The 20,996-nt window shown below is 70.3% G+C and carries 1 protein-coding gene; it reads right to left on the bottom strand.

Annotation, left to right across the window (positions count from 1 at the left end):
• Positions 1–24 precede the first annotated feature (24 nt).
• Complete coding sequence (locus YQ44_RS19360; RefSeq protein ID WP_071324772.1) at positions 25–20,970, bottom strand: non-ribosomal peptide synthetase; 20,946 nt, start codon at positions 20,968–20,970, stop codon at positions 25–27.
• Between the last annotated feature and the right edge of the window lie 26 nt (positions 20,971–20,996).

Here is a 20,996-nt window from a genome sequence, read left to right on the forward strand (position 1 = left end):
GCCTTGCATCAGGTGCGCCATGGATCACACATCGCCCTCCCGCATGACATCGTTGAGCCACGCGCCCAGCTCCTGCACGTGCGGCGCGGACAGCAGGGTCATGTGGTTGCCCGCCGCCTGCCGGTAGCCCAGTTGCGGCACCTGCCCGCGCCAGCGCGCCAGCATCTGCGCGTCGTCGATGTCGCGTCCCGCGTTGGCGGCCAGGACCAGGTGCGCCCTGCCCAGATATGGCGCGGCGGGCTGGTAGTCCGTGTTCAGGTTGGCCTCGAAGACGCGCACGATGCCGCGCATCGCCTGCAGGCTGGTACGCGCCGGCATCAGCCTGGCCTTGACGACGCGTTCGAGCAGCAAGGCGATCTGCTGCTCGCAGGCCAGCGGCGCAAAATCCGCCTCGGCCAGGCGCAGCGATTTGCCCAGGGTCATTTCAAACAGCGTTACCAGGCGCAGCAGCGCCTCGATGCGCGGGTAATGGCGGCGCGCCTGGCCAGATGCGGAAGGCACCCGGCTGTCGAGCACCACCAGGCTGGCCACGCGCTCGCCTGCCGCCTCGAGCTGGCGCGCCATTTCCAGCGCCACCCAGCCGCCGTAGGAATGGCCGAGCAGGCGGTACGGCCCGCGCGGCGCCACTTCGCGCATCGCCCGGATATACGCGCGCGCCGCGCTCTCGACGTCGATGTGCGGCGCCAGGCGGCCGCACAGGCCGCGCGGCTGCAAGCCATGCACGGGCAGGCGCGCATCGAGCGACTGCGCCAGCGCATGGAAGACCGTCACGCTGGCGCCCGCGCCCGGCACGCAGAACAGCGGCGCATGGCCCTCCTCGCCGCGCTGGATGGTGAAACGCGGCGCATAGCGCACTTCCGGCGTGGCGTCGCGCTGCAGCCTGGCGGCGCTGCGCAGGGCCTTGTTCATGGCCGTGCCCAGCTTGCCGATGGCCTGGCCCTGGACGATCGCGTAATGGTCGCCCGTCAGCGGATAGGCGTGCATGCCGCCCAGCGCCAGCTGTTCCCAGTCACGGGCATTCTTTTCCGGATCGCCGCCCACGCTGGCCGTAAACAAGGACAGCGGCGCGGAAAGCGGACACATCGGATAGGCGTGCAAGGCCAGCAGCATGCCCCGGCGCACGTCGAAGTAGCGGCGCAGCGCATCCTGGCCCAACTCCGGCGGCAGCATGCCGATCTGCTGGCACTCGAGCAACATGGCATCGAGATCCTGCGCCCGGGCCAGCTGGCGCAGGCGGGCCAGCGCGGCGCCCGGCGTGCCGGCCGGCACCATACTCAGCAAGGCGCCGCACTCGTCGAATTCCGCCTTCGCGCGCAGCAGCAGCTTGTCGCCCACCGTGCGTTTTTGCAGCGTGCCGTAATCGGGCACCGTGTCGATCAGGCCGAGGAATTCGACGCTCTCGTCGGCGCCGGCCAGCTGGGCCGCCATCTCCCAGGCGATCGTGCCGCCGGCCGACCAGCCGGCCAGGCGGTACGGCCCGTGCGGCTGCACGTGGCGCAAGCCCTGCAGGTACAAGGCCGCCATTTCCGGCACCGAACGCAGCGCCGTTTCGCCTGCCTGGAAACCGCTGGCGGCAAAGCCGTACACGGGCATGCCCGGTTCCAGGTATGGCGCCAGGGCCAGCGCGTAGCCCACCTCGCCCTCATACGGATGTACGAGGAACAGCGGACGCGCCGTGCCGGCCGTGCGGATCGGCACCAGGTTCGGATAAGGATTGGCCTGCGCCTGGCCGCCCAGCATGGCCGCCAGGCCAGCCAGGGTCGGCTGGCTGAACACGTCGCGCAGGGCGATGACGATGCCGAAGCGCTGCTCCAGCATCGCTTGCATCTTGATCACCAGCAGCGAGTGGCCGCCCAGCGCGAAGAAGTTGGCGTCGCGGCCGATATGCTCCATGCCCAGCAACTCCGACCAGATGGCGGCCAGGGCCTGCTCCATGCCCTCCAGCGGCGCGCCGTCCGCGCCGGAATCGGCTTGCTGCGCCACCTCGGGCAGCGCGCGGCGTTCCAGCTTGCCGTTCGGGCTGAGCGGGAAGGCGTCGAGGCGCACGAAGGCCGACGGCAGCATGTAGGCCGGCAGCACGGCGGCCAGCGCCGCGCGCAGGGCACCGGCCTCCATCTCGCCCGCATCGGCGGCGGCGATCCAGTACGCCACCAGCCGCTGCGCCTCGCCTTCGCCGCGCGCCACCACCACGGCTTCCTTCACGCCGTCCAGCTGGCACAGGCGCGCCTCGATCTCGCCCAGTTCGATGCGGAAGCCGCGCACCTTCACCTGGAAGTCGTTGCGGCCCAGGTATTCGATGTTGCCGTCAGGCAGCCAGCGTCCCAGGTCGCCCGTCCTGTACATGCGTCCGCCCTGGAAGGGATCGGCGATGAAGCGCTGCGCCGTCAGTTCCGGCTGCTTCAGATAGCCCAGCGCCACGCCCGCGCCGGCGATGTGGATCTCGCCCGGCACGCCCAGCGGCACCGGCTGGCCATGGCTGTCGAGCAGGTAGAAGCGCGTGTTGTTGATCGGCTTGCCGATCGTCATGGCGCCCGTCAATGGCGCATCGAAACTGGCCCACGACGAATACGTCGTGTCTTCCGACGGACCGTACAGATTGCACACGCGCGCCACGCCACCCTGCGCCAGCAGGGCGTTCACCAGCGCCACCGGCAGCGCTTCGCCGGCCAGGTTGACCACCTGCACGCTGGCCGGCACGGCCTGCGCATCGACGAGGGCGCGGCAGGCCGACGGCACCGTGTTGAGCAGGGTGATGTCGAGCGGGCCTTGCAGCAGCGCCAGCGCATCGTCGACCACCACCGTGGCGCCGCCCAAGGACAGCGGCACGAAGATCTCGAACACCGACAGGTCGAAGTTCAGCGACGTCGAAGCCAGCACGCGCGCCAGTTCGGCCGGCGCGTACGCCGTCTGCGCCCACTGCACCAGCGCCGCCACGTTGCGGTGGCAGATCTGCACGGCCTTCGGCCGCCCCGTCGAACCCGAGGTATAGATCAGGTAAGCCGTGTCTTCCGCCAGCGCGCGCGGCGCAGGATTGCCGTGCGGCTGAAGCGCCACGGCGGCCGTCACGGCTGCCGCGTCGAGCGCCAGCAAACGCGTGCCCGCCGCCTGCAGCGCCGCTTGCAGCTCGCCTTGCTGCTGCAGCTGCGCCAGCAAGTCTTCCTGCGTCAGCAGCCAGGCCATGCCGCTGTCCTCGACGATATGCGCCTGGCGCTGGGCCGGGTACATCGGGTCCAGCGGCACGTAGGCGGCGCCCGCCTTCAGGATGGCCAGCAGCGCCACCACCATCTGCTCCGAGCGGCGCAGGCACACGCCCACCAGGCTGCCCGCCGCCACGCCCTGCGCAAGCAAATGATGCGCGAGGCGGTTGGCGCGGATATTCACTTCGCCGTACGACAAAGCCGTGGCGCCATGCACGAGCGCCAATGCCAGCGGATCGCGCGCCGCCTGCGCCTCGAAGGCCGCATGCATCAGGCGCGCCGCGTCGTAGGGCTGGGCGTTGTCGTTGAAGCCGGACAGCAGCTGCTGCAGCTGCGCAGGCGACTGCAGCGGCAAGCTGGCCACGGGCAGCGTCTCGTCGGCCACCATGGCGGCAAACAGGGTCTGCAAATGTCCGGCCCAGCGCGCAATCGTCGCGGCGTCGAACAGGTCGGTCGCATACTCGATGCTGAAGGCGATGCCGTCCGCATTGTCAAAGCACGACAGCGACAGGTCGAAGTGCGTGGTCTGGCGCGCCTGCTCCAGCACGCCCAGGGTCAGGCCGGGCATGCTGAGGGCATGCGGCAAGCCCGCCTCCGTCAGGGTCAATGAGCTCTGGAACAGCGGTGCATGGCTCATCGAACGGGCCGGATTGATGGCCTCGACCACCTGTTCGAACGGCACGTCCTGGTTGGCATAGGCGTCGAGGGCGTCGCTCCGCACGCGGGCCAGCAGCGCGGCCACGCTGGGGTTGTCGCCGAGCTTGACGCGCATGGCCAGGGTGTTGACGAAAAAGCCGATCAGCGATTCGATCTCGCTGCGGCCCCGGTTGGCCACCGGCGCGCCGATCACCACCTCGTCCTGGCCCGACAGGCGGGCCAGCAGGACGGCCCAGCCCGTCAGCAACGTCATGAACAGGGTGCTGCCATGGCGCTGGCTCAGCTGGCGCAAGCCGTCGCTCAGTGCCGGCGGCAAGGTGGCGGCAAACAGGCTGCCGGCATAGCTTTGCTGCGCCGGGCGGGCACGGTCCAGCGGCAGTTCCAGCAGGGCCGGCGCGTCGTCCAGGTGCGTGCGCCAGAAGTCGAGCTGCGCCTGCAGCGCGTCGCCCTGCAGCCAGCCACGCTGCCAGGCGGCGAAGTCGGCATATTGCAGCGCCAGCGGCGGCAACGGGTCGGCGCCGCCCTGGCTCAGTGCCGCATACAGCGTCGCCACTTCGCGCACCATGACATTGATCGACCAGCCATCGGTGACGATGTGGTGCTGGGTGATCAGCAGGATGTGCTCTTCCGGCGACAGGCGCAGCAAGCGGCCGCGGATCAGCGGACCGCGCGCCAGGTCGAACGGCTTGGCCGCCTCGTCCTGCGCCAGGCGCATGACGTCGTCCGCGGCGCCGCCGGCAAGGTCCTGCAGCTGCAGGTCGAACGGCGCGGCGGCGTCGATCACCTGCCTTACCTCCTGCTCCTGCGCCACGAAGCGCGTGCGCAGGATTTCATGGCGCTGCACCAGGCGGTCGAGCGTGGCTTGCAGCGCGGGCAAGTCCAGCCGGCCCTGCAGGCGCAAGGCCATCGGGATGTGATAGGCGGCACCGGCCGCATCGTCGAGCTGGTCGAGGAACCACAGCCGTTGCTGGGCCCACGACAGCGGCAGCGCCGCGTTGCGGTCGGCCCGCTCGATGCGCGCCAGATTGCTGCGGCGGGCGCCGGCCACCAGGGCCGACAAGCCTGCGAGCGTGGGCTGCGCAAACAGTTCGCGCAGCGACATTTCCACGCCAAACACCTGGCGCAAACGCGACACGAGGCGGATCGCCAGCAGCGAATGGCCGCCCAACTCGAAGAACTGGTCGTGGCGGCCCACTTGCGGCAAGCCCAGCAAGTCTTGCCAGATCTGCGCCATGCCCTCTTCCACGGCGCCCTGCGGCGCCGCATACTGCGCCGTTGCCAGCAATTCCTGTTCCACCTCGGGCAGCGCGCGGCGTTCCAGCTTGCCGTTCGGGCTGAGCGGGAAGGCGTCGAGGCGCACGAAGGCCGATGGCAGCATGTAGGCCGGTAGCACGGCGGCCAGCGCCGCGCGCAGGGCACCGGCCTCCATCTCGCCCGCATCGGCCGCGGCGATCCAGTACGCCACCAGCCGCTGCGCCTCGCCTTCGCCGCGCGCCACCACCACGGCTTCCTTCACGCCGTCCAGCTGGCACAGGCGCGCCTCGATCTCGCCCAGTTCGATGCGGAAGCCGCGCACCTTCACCTGGAAGTCGTTGCGGCCCAGGTATTCGATGTTGCCGTCAGGCAGCCAGCGTCCCAGGTCGCCCGTCCTGTACATGTGTCCGCCCTCGAAGGGATCGGCGATGAAGCGCTGCGCCGTCAGTTCCGGCTGCTTCAGATAGCCCAGCGCCACGCCCGCGCCGGCGATGTGGATCTCGCCCGGCACGCCCAGCGGCACCGGCTGGCCGTGGCTGTCGAGCAGGTAAAAGCGCGTGTTGTTGATCGGCTTGCCGATCGTCATGGCGCCCGTCAATGGCGCATCGAAACTGGCCCACGACGAATACGTCGTGTCTTCCGACGGACCGTACAGATTGCACACGCGCGCCACGCCACCCTGCGCCAGCAGGGCGTTCACCAGCGCCACCGGCAGCGCTTCGCCGGCCAGGTTGACCACCTGCACGCTGGCCGGTACGGCCTGCGCATCGACGAGGGCGCGGCAGGCCGACGGCACCGTGTTGAGCAGGGTGATGTCGAGCGGGCCTTGCAGCAGCGCCAGCGCATCGTCGACCACCACCGTCGCGCCGCCCAAGGACAGCGGCACGAAGATCTCGAACACCGACAGGTCGAAGTTCAGCGACGTCGAGGCCAGCACGCGCGCCAGTTCGGCCGGCGCGTACGCCGTCTGCGCCCACTGCACCAGCGCCGCCACGTTGCGGTGGCAGATCTGCACGGCCTTCGGCCGCCCCGTCGAACCCGAGGTATAGATCAGGTAAGCCGTGTCTTCCGCCAGCGCCCGCGGCGCAGGATTGCCGTGTGGCTGAAGCGCCACGGCGGCCGTCACGGCTGCCGCGTCGAGCGCCAGCAAACGCGTGCCCGCCGCCTGCAGCGCCGCTTGCAGCTCGCCTTGCTGCTGCAGCTGCGCCAGCAAGTCTTCCTGCGTCAGCAGCCAGGCCATGCCGCTGTCCTCGACGATATGCGCCTGGCGCTGGGCCGGGTACATCGGGTCCAGCGGCACGTAGGCGGCGCCCGCCTTCAGGATGGCCAGCAGCGCCACCACCATCTGTTCCGAGCGGCGCAGGCACACGCCCACCAGGCTGCCCGCCGCCACGCCCTGCGCAAGCAAATGATGCGCGAGGCGGTTGGCGCGGATATTCACTTCGCCGTACGACAAAGCCGTGGCGCCATGCACGAGCGCCAATGCCAGCGGATCGCGCGCCGCCTGCGCCTCGAAGGCCGCATGCATCAGGCGCGCCGCGTCGTAGGGCTGGGCGTTGTCGTTGAAGCCGGACAGCAGCTGCGCGCGCTCGGCCGGCGCCAGGATGGCGATGTCGCCCACCGGCAGGTCGGGCTGCTGGCGCAGCGCCTCTGCCACGGCCAGGACGGCCGTGTGCAGATAGGCCGCCACGCGCTGCGGTTCGACACCGCTGCACTTGGCCGTCAGGACGAATTCGTCCTTGAAGTCGTCGACCGAGATATCGAACGGATAATTCGTGCGTTCGACCGCGCTCAGCAAGCGGGTGCCTTCCCAGATTTCCAGCGCATCGCCATCGCCCGAAGGCGTGACCACGTTCGGATGCCGGTAGTTCAGCAAGGCGCTGAACAGGGGCAGCGGCGCGCGCACGCCGCTGCAGCGCTGCGCCAGCGCCAGCGACGCCTGCTCGTGGCCGAGCAGCTGCGCCATGCCGGCATACGTTTCGCGCACGGCGTCCTCGACGCTGCGTCCGGCCAGCGAGATGCGCAGCGGCAGGGTATTGATGAACATGCCCAGCACCTGGTCGGCGCCGGCGGAGCCTTGCAGGCGGCCCGACAGCACGCTGCCGAAGACCACGTCCTCGCGTCCGCTACAACGGGCCAGCACCTGCGCCATGGCGACGTGGAACAGCACCGCCGGCGGCACGCCGCGGCCGCGCGCCGTGTCGCGGATGGCTTGCGCGGCGTCGCCCTCGATCACCAGGCTCGCTTCGGCGGCGACGGCGCCGCTGGACTGCACGTCGAGCAGGCCGAAAGGCGCGGTCGGCTCGTCGATATCGCCCAGCTGAGCGCGGAAATACGCTTCGTGCACGGCGTCGGGCACGGAGCGGGCTTGCGCGATGAAGTTACGGTAAGGGACGGGCGGCGTCAGCTGCGCCTCCTGGCCCGAGATCAGGTAGCCGATCTCCGCCAGCACCAGCTGCAAGGTGAAGTTGTCGCTGATGATGTGGTGTTCGTGCAGGCCCAGCAGATAGCCGGAGCCGTCCGGCTTGGCCGCCACGAAGGCGGCCAGCTGCGGCGCCAGGCGCAGGTCCATCAGCGGATAGTCGCGCGCCACCTGGGCCAGCAGGTCGGCGACCGGCTCGGCGCCGTCATCGAGCCGCAGCTCCGTGACGGGCAGGCTGGCGCGGCGCGCCACCACTTGCACCGGCTGCGCCAGGCCTTCCCAGAAGAAGGCCGTGCGCAGGATGTCGTGGCGGTCGATGACGGTCTGCAGCGCCTGCAGGAAGCTGTCGAGACGTCCGCGGCTGTCGAATTCGACCACCGAGCAGGACAGGTAGGCATCGCTGCCGTTGCCCAGCATGTGATGGAACAGGATGCCTTCCTGCAGCGGCGCCAGTGCATACATGTCCTGCACGTTGGCGATCCCGCCCGGCATGGCGGCGACCACGAGGTCGATTTCCGCCTGCGACATCTCGGCCAGCGGCAGCATGGCGGGCGTGATTTCGCGCGCATCGGCGGCGATCAGGTTGACCGGCGCTTCCTGCGGTGCCGGCCGGTCCGCGCGCTGGGCGATGACGGCCGCCATCGCCTGCAGGGTCGGCGCATTGAAGACATCGCGCACGTCCATGGCCAGGCCGCGCTGGCGCAGCCGTTCGATCAGGGTCACCACCAGCAGCGAATGGCCGCCCAGCTCGAAGAAGTGGTCGTGGCGTCCCACGCGCTCGATGCCCAGCACCTCCTGCAGCACGGCGGCCACGGCCAGTTCCACCTCGCCTTCCGGCGCCACGTAGGCCTGCGTCACGACGGCTTCCTGGTCCGGCGCGGGCAGCGCCTTGCGGTCCAGCTTGCCGTTCGGGCTGAGCGGGAAGGCGTCGAGTGCCACGAAGGCGCTCGGCACCATGTGCGCCGGCAGCACGCCAGCCAGGTAGTCGCGCAGGGCCGCCGGCGACAGCTCGGCGCCGTCTTCCAGCAGCAGATAGGCCACCAGACGCTTGTCGCCGGCGGACGCACCCTGGGCGTCGTCGCGCGCGGCGACCACCGCTTCGCGCACGCCGGGAGCGGCCGCCAGGCGTGCCTCGATCTCGCCCAGCTCGATGCGGAAACCGCGGATCTTCACCTGGAAGTCGTTGCGGCCCAGGTATTCGATATTGCCGTCGGCCAGCCAGCGCCCCAGGTCGCCCGTCTTGTACAGGCGCGCGTCCGCCTCGCCGCCGAACGGGTCGGCGATGAAGCGCTCGGCCGACAGTTCGGGGCGGAACAGATAGCCGCGCGCCACGGCCGTGCCGCCGATGTGGATCTCGCCGCTCACGCCCAGCGGCACGGGCTGGCCCTGCGCATCGAGGATGTACAGCTGCGTGTTGGCGATCGGTTTGCCGATCGGCACCGAGCCTTGCAGGTCCGGCGTGCAGCGGAACACGCTGGCGCACACCGTCGTTTCCGTCGGGCCGTAGGCATTGAACAGGCGGTGGCGCGCCGCCAGCTGGCGCGCGGCGGCCGGCGGGAAGGCGTCGCCGGCGACGATCAGGGTCATGCCATCGGCCAGGGCGTCGGCATCCCAGGCCGCCACCACGGCGCCCGGCAGGGTCGCATGGGTGATGCGCTGGCTGGCCAGCGTGTCGAGCAGCGGCTGGCCCGGCAGCAGCGCGTCGCTGCTGGCCAGGTGCAGGCTGGCGCCGCTGGTCAGCGCCATCACGCATTCCCAGATGCTGGCGTCAAAGCTGAACGAGGCGAACTGCAGCACGCGGCTGCCCGCTCCCGCCTCGAACAGCTCGGCCTGGGCGCGGGCCAGGTTGCACAGGCCGCGATGGTGGTTCATCACGCCTTTCGGCATGCCGGTCGAACCGGAGGTGTAGATCACGTAGGCCAGGTGGCCGGCGTGCAAGCCATCGACCTGGGGATTGTGCTGCGGCCGGCGCGCCAGCTTGGCCGCGTCCTCGTCGAGCACCACCACAGGCGCCGCCAGCCATGGCAGGCGGTCCAGCTGGGCCGACTGGCTGACCAGCACCGACGGCGCGCAGTCTTCCAGCATGTAGGCCAGGCGGTCGAGCGGATATTGCGGGTCGAGCGGCACGTAGGCGCCACCCGCCTTGAGGATGCCCAGCATGCCGATGACCATCTGCGGTCCGCGCTCGACGCACAGCGCGACGCGCTGGTCGGGACCGATGCCCAGCGCGATCAGGTGGTGCGCGAGCTGGTTGGCGCGGCGGTTCAACTCTTCGTAGCTGAGCGTCTGCTCGCCGAACACGAGGGCAGGCGCCTGCGCATCGGCAGCGGCGCGCGCCTCGATCATGTGATGGATCAGCTCGCCGTGCGGATAGTCGCGCTGCGAGGCATTGAAGGCGTGCAGCAGCTGCGCGCGTTCGCCATCCGACAGCAGGGCCACTTCGTTCACGCGGCGCTGGTCATCCTCCACCATGGCCGCCAGCACGCACTGCAGGTGGCCGGACCAGCGTTCGATGGTGCTGGCCGCGAACAGGTCGCTGGCATACACGAGCGAGCCTTCGATATGCTCGCCCGACTCGGCCAGCAGCAGCGAGACGTCGACCTTGGCCGTATGGTGGCTGCTCTCGACCTGCTCCAGCCGCAGGCCTGGCAGGCTGGTGGCGCCGCCATTGGGCATGTTGTTGAGCGTGAGCGAGACCTGGAACACGGGTGGGTGGCTCATCGAACGCACCGGATTGACGGCTTCGACCACCTGTTCGAACGGCAGGTCCTGGTGCGCATAGGCGTCCAGGGTGTCGGCCTTGATGCGTTCGAGCAGCTGCGCCAGCGTGGGATTGTCGTGCAGGCGCACGCGCAGCGCCAGCGTGTTGACGAAGAAGCCGATCAGGTTTTCCACTTCGTCGCGCTGGCGGTTGGCGATCGGCGCGCCGATCACCATGTCCTGCTGCCCCGTCAGGCGCGACAGCACCGTGGCCCAGGCGGCCATCAGGATCATGAACAGCGTGCTGCCCGAGCGCCGGGCCAGCGCGCGCAGGTCGGCCGTCAGCTGCGCCGGGAACGTCACCGGCACCAGCGCGCCGGCATAGCTTTGCACGGCGGGACGGGGGAAGTCGAGCGGCAGCTCGAGCAGCGACGGCGCGCCGGACAGGTGGCCGCGCCAGAAGTCGAGCTGCGCCTGCAGCACCTCGCCCTGCAGCCAGCCGCGCTGCCAGGCCGCATAGTCGGCGTACTGGATGGCCAGCGGCGGCAGCGGGTCGGCTTCGCCCTGGGTGAAGGCGGCATACAGCGCCATGACTTCCTGCACCATGACGCCCACCGACCAGCCGTCGGTGACGATGTGATGCTGCGTGATGAGCAGGATATGCTCGTCGTCCGCCGTGCGCAGCAGCTGGCCGCGGATCAGCGGACCCGTGGCCAGGTCGAACGGCGCCAGCGCCTCGGCGCCGGCGATCCGCTGCAGCGCCGCTTCGCGGGCGCCGGTCTCCAGGCCGCGCAGGTCGTGCATGGCCAGGGCAAAGCCGGTAGCGGCATCGCCGATGGCCTGGCGCGGCTGGCCTTCGTGCACGACGAAGGCCGTGCGCAGCACTTCATGGCGCGCGACGATGCGGTCCAGCGTCGCCTGCAGCGCTGCCAGGTCCAGCTGCCCGCTCAGGCGCAAGCCGGCCGGCAGGTGATACGCCGCGCCGGCCGCATGGTCGAGCTGGTCGAGGAACCACAGGCGCTGCTGCGCCCACGACAGCGGCAGGGGCAGGCTGCGGTCGGCCGCGGCGATGCGCTCCAGGTTGGCGCGGCGGGCGCCGCCGGCCACGGCCGCCAGTCCGGCCAGGCTCGGTTCGGCAAACAGTTCGCGCAGGCTCACTTCCACGCCGAGGGTCTGGCGCATGCGCGAGAGCAGCTGCACCGCCAGCAGGGAATGGCCGCCCAGTTCAAAGAACTGGTCATGCCGTCCCACCTGCTGCTGGCCCAGCAACTCCTGCCAGATGGCCGCGATGGCCGTTTCCAGCGGACCGACGGGCGCCTCGAAGGCGCGCGCCAGCACGGCGCCCTGCTCCGGCGCCGGCAGCGCGGCGCGATCGAGCTTGCCATTGATGGTCAGCGGCAGCGCCGCGAGCACGACGAAGGCCGACGGCACCATATAGTGCGGCAGGTGGGCCGCCAGGGCGGCGCGCAGGGACGCCACCTCGAGCTGCGCGCCGTCGTGCGGCACCAGGTAAGCCACCAGGCGCTTGTCGCCGGCCGCTTCGTCGCGGGCCACGACGGCGGCATCGCGTACCCCGTCGAGCTCGGCCAGGCGCGATTCGATCTCGCCCAGTTCCACGCGGAAGCCGCGAATCTTCACCTGGAAGTCGTTACGGCCCAAAAATTCGATGCTGCCGTCGGGCAGCCAGCGCCCCAGGTCGCCCGTCCTGTACAGGCGCGCGTCCTCTTCCCCGCTGAACGGATCGGCGATGAAGCGCTGCGCCGTCAACTGCGGCTGGTTCAGGTAGCCGCGCGCCACGCCGGGACCGCCGACATGGATTTCGCCGGGCACGCCCAGCGGCAGCACCTTGCCTTGCGCATCGAGGATATAGATGCGCGCGCCGGCGATGGGACGGCCGATCGGCACCGTGCCCTGTCCCTCAGGCAGGCAGGCGTGCACGCTGGCGCACACCGTGATTTCCGTCGGGCCGTAGGCATTGAACAGGCGGCAATGGGCGGCCCAATGGCGCGCCACGGCAGGCGGACACACGTCGCCGGCCATGATCAGGGTCAGCGGCTGCGCCGGGACGGCGTCGCCCCAGATCGCCACGACCGAACCGGGCAAGGTGACATGGCTGATGCGTTCCTGCTGCAAGGTCTGCCACAGCGCGTCGCCGGCCTGCAGGCGCGCCGGGCTGGCCAGCACCAGGGTGGCGCCGCCGCACAGGGCCATCACGCATTCCCACACGCTGGCGTCGAAACTGAACGAGGCGAACTGCAGCACGCGGCTGCCGGCGCCGGCGCCGAACAGCGTGCGCTGCGCGCGCGCCAGCCTGCACAGGCCGCGGTGATGGTTCATCACGCCCTTCGGCAAGCCGGTCGAACCGGAGGTGTAGATGACATACGCCAGATGCTCGCCGCGCAGGCCCAGCGCAAGCGGATCGGGATTACCGGGCGCCTCGTCCTGCGGCGCCAGCAGCGCGGCGATGTCGAGCGCCGGCACGGCCAGCGGCGGCAAGCCGTCCGCCAGCGATGCCTGGGTCAGCAGCGCCACCGGCGCGCTATCGGCCAGCATGTAGGCCAGGCGCTCCTGCGGATACTGCGGGTCGAGCGGCACATAGGCGCCGCCCGCCTTCATGATGCCCAGCAGGGCTGCCACCATGTGCGGACCGCGCTCCAGGCACAGCGCGACGCGCTGGTCGGGCACGACGCCGAGCGCGATCAGCTGCCGCGCCACGCGGTTGGCCATGTCGTTCAGCTGCGCGTAGCTGATCTCCTCGCCGTCATGCGACAGGGCGACGGCCCCGGGGCACGCCGCCACCTGTTCTTCGAACAGCTGCTGGATCAGCGCGTGGCCGTCGTCGGCATCGGCCGCCGCGTTCAGGTTGAAGTCCTGCACGAGGTGGCGCTCCTGCGCCGGCGACAGCAGCGGCAGGTCGCGCACGGCCAGCTGGTCGTCGGCGGCCATCGCGGCCAGCACCGTCTGCAGGTGGCCGATCCAGCGCGTCACGGTGGCCGGTTCGAACAGGTCGCTCGCATATTCGAGCGCGCCGGCGATGCCGGCCGCGTCCTCCGAGAACGTCAGCGACAGGTCGAAATGGCTGGTCACGTGCGACGGCTCCAGCGACGACAAGCTCAGGCCCGGCATCTCGAGGGCCGCGCCGGACGGCGTATTGTTCAATGCCAGCATGGCCTGGAACAGCGGCGCATGGGCCAGCGAGCGCACGGGACGGACCGCCTCGACGACCTGCTCGAACGGCAGGTCCTGGTGCGCGTACACGTCGAGCGTGTCGCCGCGCACGCGGCCCAGCAATTCAGCCACGCTGGGATTGTCGCCCAGGCGCACGCGCAGCGCCAGGGTGTTGACGAAGAAGCCGATCAGGTTTTCCAGCTCGCCGCGCTGGCGGTTGGCGATCGGCGCGCCGATCACCACCTCATCCTGTCCCGACAGGCGCGACAGGACAATCGCCCAGCCGGCCAGCAAGGTCATGAACATGGTGCAGCCATGGCGCTGCGACAGCTGGCGCAGCGCGCCGCACAGGTCGGCCGGCAGCATCACCGGCAGCATGCCGCCGGCATGGCTTTGCACGGGTGGACGGGCGTGGTCGAGCGGCAGTTCGAGCAGCGCGGGCGCGCCCTCGAGGTGGCCGCGCCAGAAATCGAGCTGCTCCTGCAGGGCCTCGCCCTGCAGCCAGCCGCGCTGCCAGACGGCGAAGTCCGCATACTGCAGTTCCAGCGGCGGCAGCGGGTCGGCCCGGCCCTGGCGGAAGGCGCCATACAGGGCAGCCACTTCCTGCACCAGGATGCCGATCGACCAGCCGTCGGTGACGATATGGTGCTGCGTGACGAGCAGGATGTGCTGATCGTCGCCGAGGCGCAGCAGCTGGCCGCGGATCAGCGGTCCCTGCGCCAGGTCGAACGCTGCGCACGCCTCGGCCTGGCCCAGGCGCCGCACGGCGGCCTGCTGCTGTTCCGGCGTCAGGCCGGACAGGTCCTGTTCGCGCAACTGGAAGGCGGCGCCGGCCGCGTGGATGACCTGGCGCGGCTGGCCGTCGTCTTCGACGAAGGTGGTGCGCAGCACTTCATGGCGCGCCACGATGCGCTCCAGCGTCGCCTGCAGGGCGGCGCGGTCGAGCTGCCCCGTCAGCAGCAGTGCGGCCGGGATATGGTAGGCGGCGCCGGCCGCATGGTCGAACTGGTCGATGAACCACAGGCGCTGCTGCGCCCAGGACAGGGGCAGCGGCAGGCTGCGGTCGGCCCGCTCGATGCGCGACAGGTCGGCGCGCCTGGCGCTGTCGGCCACGCTGGCCAGGCCCGCCAAGGTGGGCTGCGCGAACAGCTGGCGCAATTCCAGCTCCACGCCGCGCAACTGGCGCAGGCGCGACACGAGCTGCACGGCCAGCAGCGAATGGCCGCCCAGCTCGAAGAACTGGTCATGCCGGCCCACCCGTTCCACGCCCAGCAGCTCTTGCCACAGTGTGGCCAGCGCGATTTCCGTCTCGCCCACGGGCGCCTCGTATTCGCGCGCGGCCAGCGACTGCTGGTCCGGCGCCGGCAGGGCCTTGCGATCGAGCTTGCCGTTCGGCGTCAGCGGGAAGCTGTCCATGCAGACAAACGCGGACGGCACCATATACGGCGGCAAGACCTGCGCCAGCTGCGCGCGCAGGACGGCCGCCGACAGCGCGGCGCCCTCCTCTGGCAGCACATACGCCACCAGCCGCTTGTCGGCCGGCACGCCGGCCTCGGGCTGCGCCTCGCGCGCCAGCACCACCGCTTCGCGCACGCCGGCGCAGGCGGCCAGGCGCGCCTCGATCTCGCCCAGCTCGATGCGGAAACCGCGGATCTTCACCTGGAAATCGTTGCGTCCCAGGTATTCGATATTGCCGTCGGCCAGGTAGCGGCCCACGTCGCCCGTCTTGTACAGGCGCGCGCCCTCCTCGTCGCCATACGGATCGGCGATGAAGCGCTGCGCGCTCAGTTCGGGACGGAACAGGTAGCCGCGCGCCACGCCGGGGCCGCCGATGTGGATTTCGCCCGCCACGCCCAGCGGCACGGGCTGGCCGTGCGCGTCGAGGATGTAGATGCGGGTGTTGCCGATCGGCTTGCCGATCGGGATGGAGCGGGCATCGGCCGCCACGGCAGTGATGTCGTAGGTGGCGGCAAACGTCGTCGTTTCGGTGGGGCCATAGCCGTTGATCACGTGGCGCGGCGGCACGGCGCTGGCCAGCAGGCGCGCCATGGCGCGCGGATCGAGGGCGTCGCCGCCCACCAGCAGGTAGCGCAGCTGGCTGAACGCCGTCTCCAGCAAGGGCGCATATTCGTTGAACAGGCCCACCGTCATCCACAGGGCCGTCACATGCTCCTCGATCAGGGCGTTGGAAAAACTGATCGGGTCGAGCAGCACCGGCTGCGGCACCAGCAGCAGGCGCGCGCCGTTCAGCAGGGCCGCCCAGATTTCCCAGGTCGAAGCGTCGAAGGCGGGATTGGCGCAATGCGCGATGCAATCCTCGGCATCGATGCGGGCGTACGGATTGTTCATGACCAGGCGCAGCACGCTGCGCTGTTCGACCATCACGCCTTTCGGCTCGCCGGTCGAGCCCGAGGTATAGATCACATACGCGAGGTGGCGCGGCTGCGCCTCGCCGCGCTGCGGATTGGCCTCGCTGCATGGCGCCAGCTGCGCCGCGGCCGCGTCCAGCGCGATCATGGGGCAGGCCAGCGACGGCAGGCCTGCCAGCAGCGGCGTGCTGCCGACCAGGGCGGCCGGGGCGCAGTCGGCCAGCATCCATGCCAGGCGCTCGGGCGGATAGCTGGTATCGAGCGGCACATAGGCGGCGCCCGCCTTGAGGATGGCCAGCATGGCGACGATCATGTCGGGGCTGCGCTCGAGACAGACGGCGACGCGGTCCTCGGCCGCCACGCCCAGCGCCGTCAGGTGGTGCGCCAGGCGGTTGGCGCGGCCATTCAGCTGTCCATACGAGACGCTCGCGCCTTCATGCACGAGCGCGACGGCGTCCGGCTGCTGCGCGGCGCGCGCCTCGAATACCCGCGCGATATCCATGTCGTGCGGATACTCGCGCGCCGTGGCGTTCAAACTTGTGACGATCTGCTCGCGCTCGGCCGCCGTCAGCAGCGGCAAGGTGCCGGCCTGCTGCTGGTCGTCGGCCACCATGGCCGCCAGCACCGTGTGCAAATGCCCGATCCAGCGCTGCACGGTGGCCGCGTCGAACAGGTCGCTGGCATAGGTCAGCACGCCCTGCACCGCCTGGCCCACTTCCATCAGCTCCAGCGACAGGTCGACCTGGCTGGACGTGTCGTGGGAAGCGATGCGCGACAGCGACAGGCCGGCCAGTTCCAGCTCCGTGCTGATCGGCATGTTATTCAAGGTCATCGACACCTGGAACAGCGGCGCGTGGCTCATCGCGCGCAGCGGCTGCACGGCTTCGACCACCTGCTCGAACGGCAGGTCCTGGTTGGCATAGGCGTCGAGCGCATCGGCCTTCACGCGCGCCAGCAGCGCGGCGACGCTGGGGTTGTCGTCCAGGCGCACGCGCATCGACAGCATGTTGACGAAAAAGCCGATCAGCGACTCGATTTCGGCATGCGGACGGTTCGCCACCGGCGTGCCGATGACGATATCGTCCTGGCCGGACAGGCGCGACAGCACGATGGACCAGCCCGTGAGCAGGGTCATGAACAAGGTGCTGCCATGGCGCTGGCTCAGGTGGCGCAGGCCGTTGCACAGCTCCGCCGGCAAGGCCAGCGCCAGGGTCGCGCCGGCGTAGCTCTGGATGGCGGGACGGGCGCGGTCGAGCGGCAGCTCGAGCAGCGTCGGCGCGCCCTGCAGGCGGTTGCGCCAGAAGGCGCGCTGGCCGTCCAGCACACTGTCGTGCAGCCATGCGCGCTGCCAGCTGGCGTAGTCGGCATACTGCAGGGCGAGCGGCGGCAGCGGGTCAGGCTGCGCCAGCAGGAAGGCGGAATACAGCGCCGCCAGTTCCTGCACCATCACGCCCACGGACCAGCCGTCGGTGACGATGTGGTGCTGGGTGATCACCAGCGCGTGCTGGTCGTCGGCCAGGCGCAGCAGGCGGCCGCGCACCAGCGGGCCGCGCGCCAGGTCGAACGGTTCGCGCTCCTCGCTGCGGCACAGGCGCTGCACCGTCTCCTGCTGCGCCAGTTCCGTCATGTCGCGCAAGTCTTCGCGCAGCAGGCAGAAGCCCGCGCCGGCCGGCGCCACCAGCTGCATCGGCTGGCCGTCGACGGCGACAAAGCTGGTGCGCAGGATGTCGTGGCGGGCGACGATGCGGTCGAGCGCCGCCTGCAGCGCCGCCGTATCGAGTTCGCCCTGCAGCAGCAAGGCCGTGGGGATATGGTAGGCAACGCTGGCTGCGTGGTCCAGCTGGTCGAGGAACCACAGGCGCTGCTGCGCCCACGACAGGGGTACCGGCACGCTGCTGTCGACGCGCTCGATGCGCGCCAGGCTGGCGCGCCGGGCCTGGGCCGCCAGGCGCGACAGGCCGGCCAGCGAAGGCTCGTCGAACAGGTCGCGCAAGGTCAGTTCCACGTCGAGCGCCTGGCGCAGGCGCGAAATCAGCTGCACCGCCAGCAGCGAATGGCCGCCCAGCTCGAAGAACTGGTCGTGCCGGCCGACGCGCGCGGCGCCCAGCAAATCCTGCCAGACCTGCGCCATCGCCGCTTCGATGCCCTCGTGCGGCGCTTCATACACGCGCGTGGCCAGGGCCGCCGCATCCGGCGCCGGCAAGGCGCGGCGATCCAGCTTGCCATTCGCCGTCAGCGGCAAGGCATCGAGCACCACGAAGGCGCCCGGCACCATGTAGGCCGGCAGCACCACGGCCAGGCGCGCGCGCAGGTCGGCTGCCTCCAGCACGGCGCCATCGCGCGCCGTCACATAGGCCACCAGGCGCTGGCCCGCATCGCCGGGGAAGTCGTCGCGCACGATCACGGCGGCGTCCAGCACGTCGGGGCAGGCCGACAGGCGCGCCGCGATTTCACCGAGCTCGATGCGGAAACCGCGCAGTTTGACCTGGTCGTCGGCACGTCCGACAAACTCCAGGTTGCCATCGGGCAGCCAACGCACGAGGTCGCCGCTGCGGTACATGCGCGCGCCGGCGACGAAGGGGTCGGCCAGGAAGCGCTGCGCGGTCAGCTCGGGCAGGTTGATATAGGCAAGCGCCAGGCTGTCGCCGGCCACATGCAGTTCGCCCACCACGCCCACCGGCACCGGGCCGCCGGCCGCATCGAGCACGTACACGCGGCGGTCGCCGATCGGACGCCCGATCGGCAGCTTGTGCGCGTCGGCCGCCGGCGCTGCGGGCAGCACGTGGCAGCAGCTGAATACCGTGCACTCGGACGGGCCATAGCCGTTGACGACGCGCGTTGCGGGCTGGGCCAGCATCAGCTTGCGCACATGCGGCGCCGAGACCTGTTCGCCGCCCACCATCAGCTGCGCCACGCCGGCGAGCAGCGAGACATCCTCGTCGACGATCAGGTTGAAGAAGCTGGACGTGATCCACAGCTGGTTGACGCCGTGCGCGCGGATATGCCGGCCCAGTTCCTGCGGCGTCACGCTGGCGCCGCTGAACAGCACCGAGCGGCCGCCGTGCGCCAGCACGGGCCACAGTTCCAGCGTCAGGGCATCCCACGATGCCGACGAATACTGCAGCATGACGCTGGCCGGCGTCCACGCCACATAGTCGACGTCGAGCATGAACCCGAGCACGCTGCGGTGCGGAATCGCCACGCCTTTCGGCTGCCCCGTCGAACCGGAGGTGTACATGCAGTAGGCCAGGTCGCCCGGCTGGCTGAGGGCCGGCGGATTGCTGTCAGGATGGCCGTCGATGACGGCCGCGTCGCGGTCGAGCAGCAGCAGGTGCTGTCCGGCGAGCGGCAGCGCACTGGCCACCTCGCCATGGGAAATGACCACGCCGGCGGCCGTATCGGCCAGCATGAAGGCCAGCCGGTCGGCCGGCAGCGCGGGATCGAGCGTGACGTAGGCGCCGCCCGCCTTCAGGATCGCCAGCAGGCCGACCACCATGTCCACGCCGCGTGGCACGCAGATGGCCACCGGCTGGTTCGGCGCCACGCCGAGCGCGCGCAGGTGGTGCGCCAGGCGGTTGGCGCGGCCGTTCAGCTGCCCATACGACAGCTGCTGCGCGCCGCACTCGAGCGCGATGGCGTCGGCATTCCCGGCGGCGCGGTCTTCGAACAGCTGGTGCACCAGGCGCTCCTGTGCACAGGCGCGGGTGCCGGCGTTCAAGCCGTGCAGCATCTGGTGGCGGCCCGCGGCGTCGAGCAGCGGCAGCGCACTGACGCGCTGCGCATCGTTACCGGTCATGGCTTCCAGGATGGCCCGCAGGTGGCCGGCCCAGCGCGCGATGGTGGCGTGCTCGAACAGGTCGCTCGCGTATTCGATATCGCCTTCGATGCGTCCGCCGCTATCGGTCAGCGACAGCGACAGGTCGAAGTGGGTGGTGCGGTGGTCGCGCGCCAGCGGCGCCAGGGTCAGGCCCGGCGTGACGAGCGCCCCGCCCTGCGGCGTATTGTTCAGCGTCAGCGATACCTGGAACAGCGGCGAGTGGGCCATCGAGCGCACCGGGTTGAGCATCTCGACCACCTGCTCGAACGGCAGGTCCTGGTGCGCGAAGGCGCCCAGGGTGCCGCTCTTGACGCGCGCCAGCAGCTCGGCCACGCTGGGATCGTCGTCGAGGCGCACGCGCAGCGCCAGCGTATTGACGAAGAAGCCGATCAGCTCCTCGACCTCGCGCCGCTGGCGGTTGGCGATGGGCGCGCCGATCACCACGTCCTGCTGTCCCGACAGGCGCGACAGCAGGATGGCCCAGCCCGTCAACAGGGCCATGAACAGCGTGCAGCCGTGACGCTGGCTCCACACGCGCAGCTGCGCGGACAAGGCATCGTCCAGCACCAGCGGCACGCTGCCGCCGGCGTGGCTTTGCCGGGCCGGGCGCGCATGGTCGAGCGGCAGTTCCAGCAGCGCGGGCGCGCCCTGCAGGTGATGGCGCCAGAAATCGAGCTGCGATTGCAGCACCTCGCCCTTAAGCCAGTCGCGCTGCCAGGCCGCATAGTCGGCGTACTGGATCGCCAGCGGCGCCAGCGGGTCGGCCTCGCCGCGGCTGAACGCCTGGTACAGGGTGACCAGCTCCTGCACCAGCAAGCCGTTGGACCAGCCGTCCGTGACGATATGGTGCTGCGTGATCTGCAGGATGTGTTCTTCATCGTCCAGGCGCAGCAGCTGCGCGCGGATCAGCGGGCCGCTGGCCAGGTCGAAATGCTGCTGCTCGTGCGCCGCACACAGGCGGCTGATGGCCACCTCGCGTTCCGCGCCGTCCAGCGCCGCCAGGTCGTGCTCGTGCAGGCTGAAACCGTGGGCCGGGGCGATCACCTGCACCGGGTGGCCGTCGATCTCGGCAAACGTGGTGCGCAGCACTTCATGGCGCGCGATGATGCGGTCCAGCGCCGCCTTCAGGGCGGGACGATCCAGCTTGCCGGACAGGCGCAGGCCGGCGGCCAGGTGGTAGGCCGCGCCGGCGGCGCTGTCGAGCTGTTCCAGGAACCACAGCCGCTGCTGCGCCCAGGACAGCGGCACCGGCAGGCTGCGGTCGGCCTTGCCGATGGCGGCCGGCTGCCGCGCGGCGCCACCGGCGCCCTTGGCCAGGCGGCGCAGCATCAGTTCGCGTTTCAGTATCTCGACGGCGCTCGTCGCGCCCGTGCTCAATTCATTCATTGCATATCTCCAGTGTCATTCGATGT

This window comes from Janthinobacterium sp. 1_2014MBL_MicDiv (assembly GCF_001865675.1).
In the GTDB taxonomy this organism is placed as follows: Bacteria; Pseudomonadota; Gammaproteobacteria; order Burkholderiales; family Burkholderiaceae_D; genus Janthinobacterium.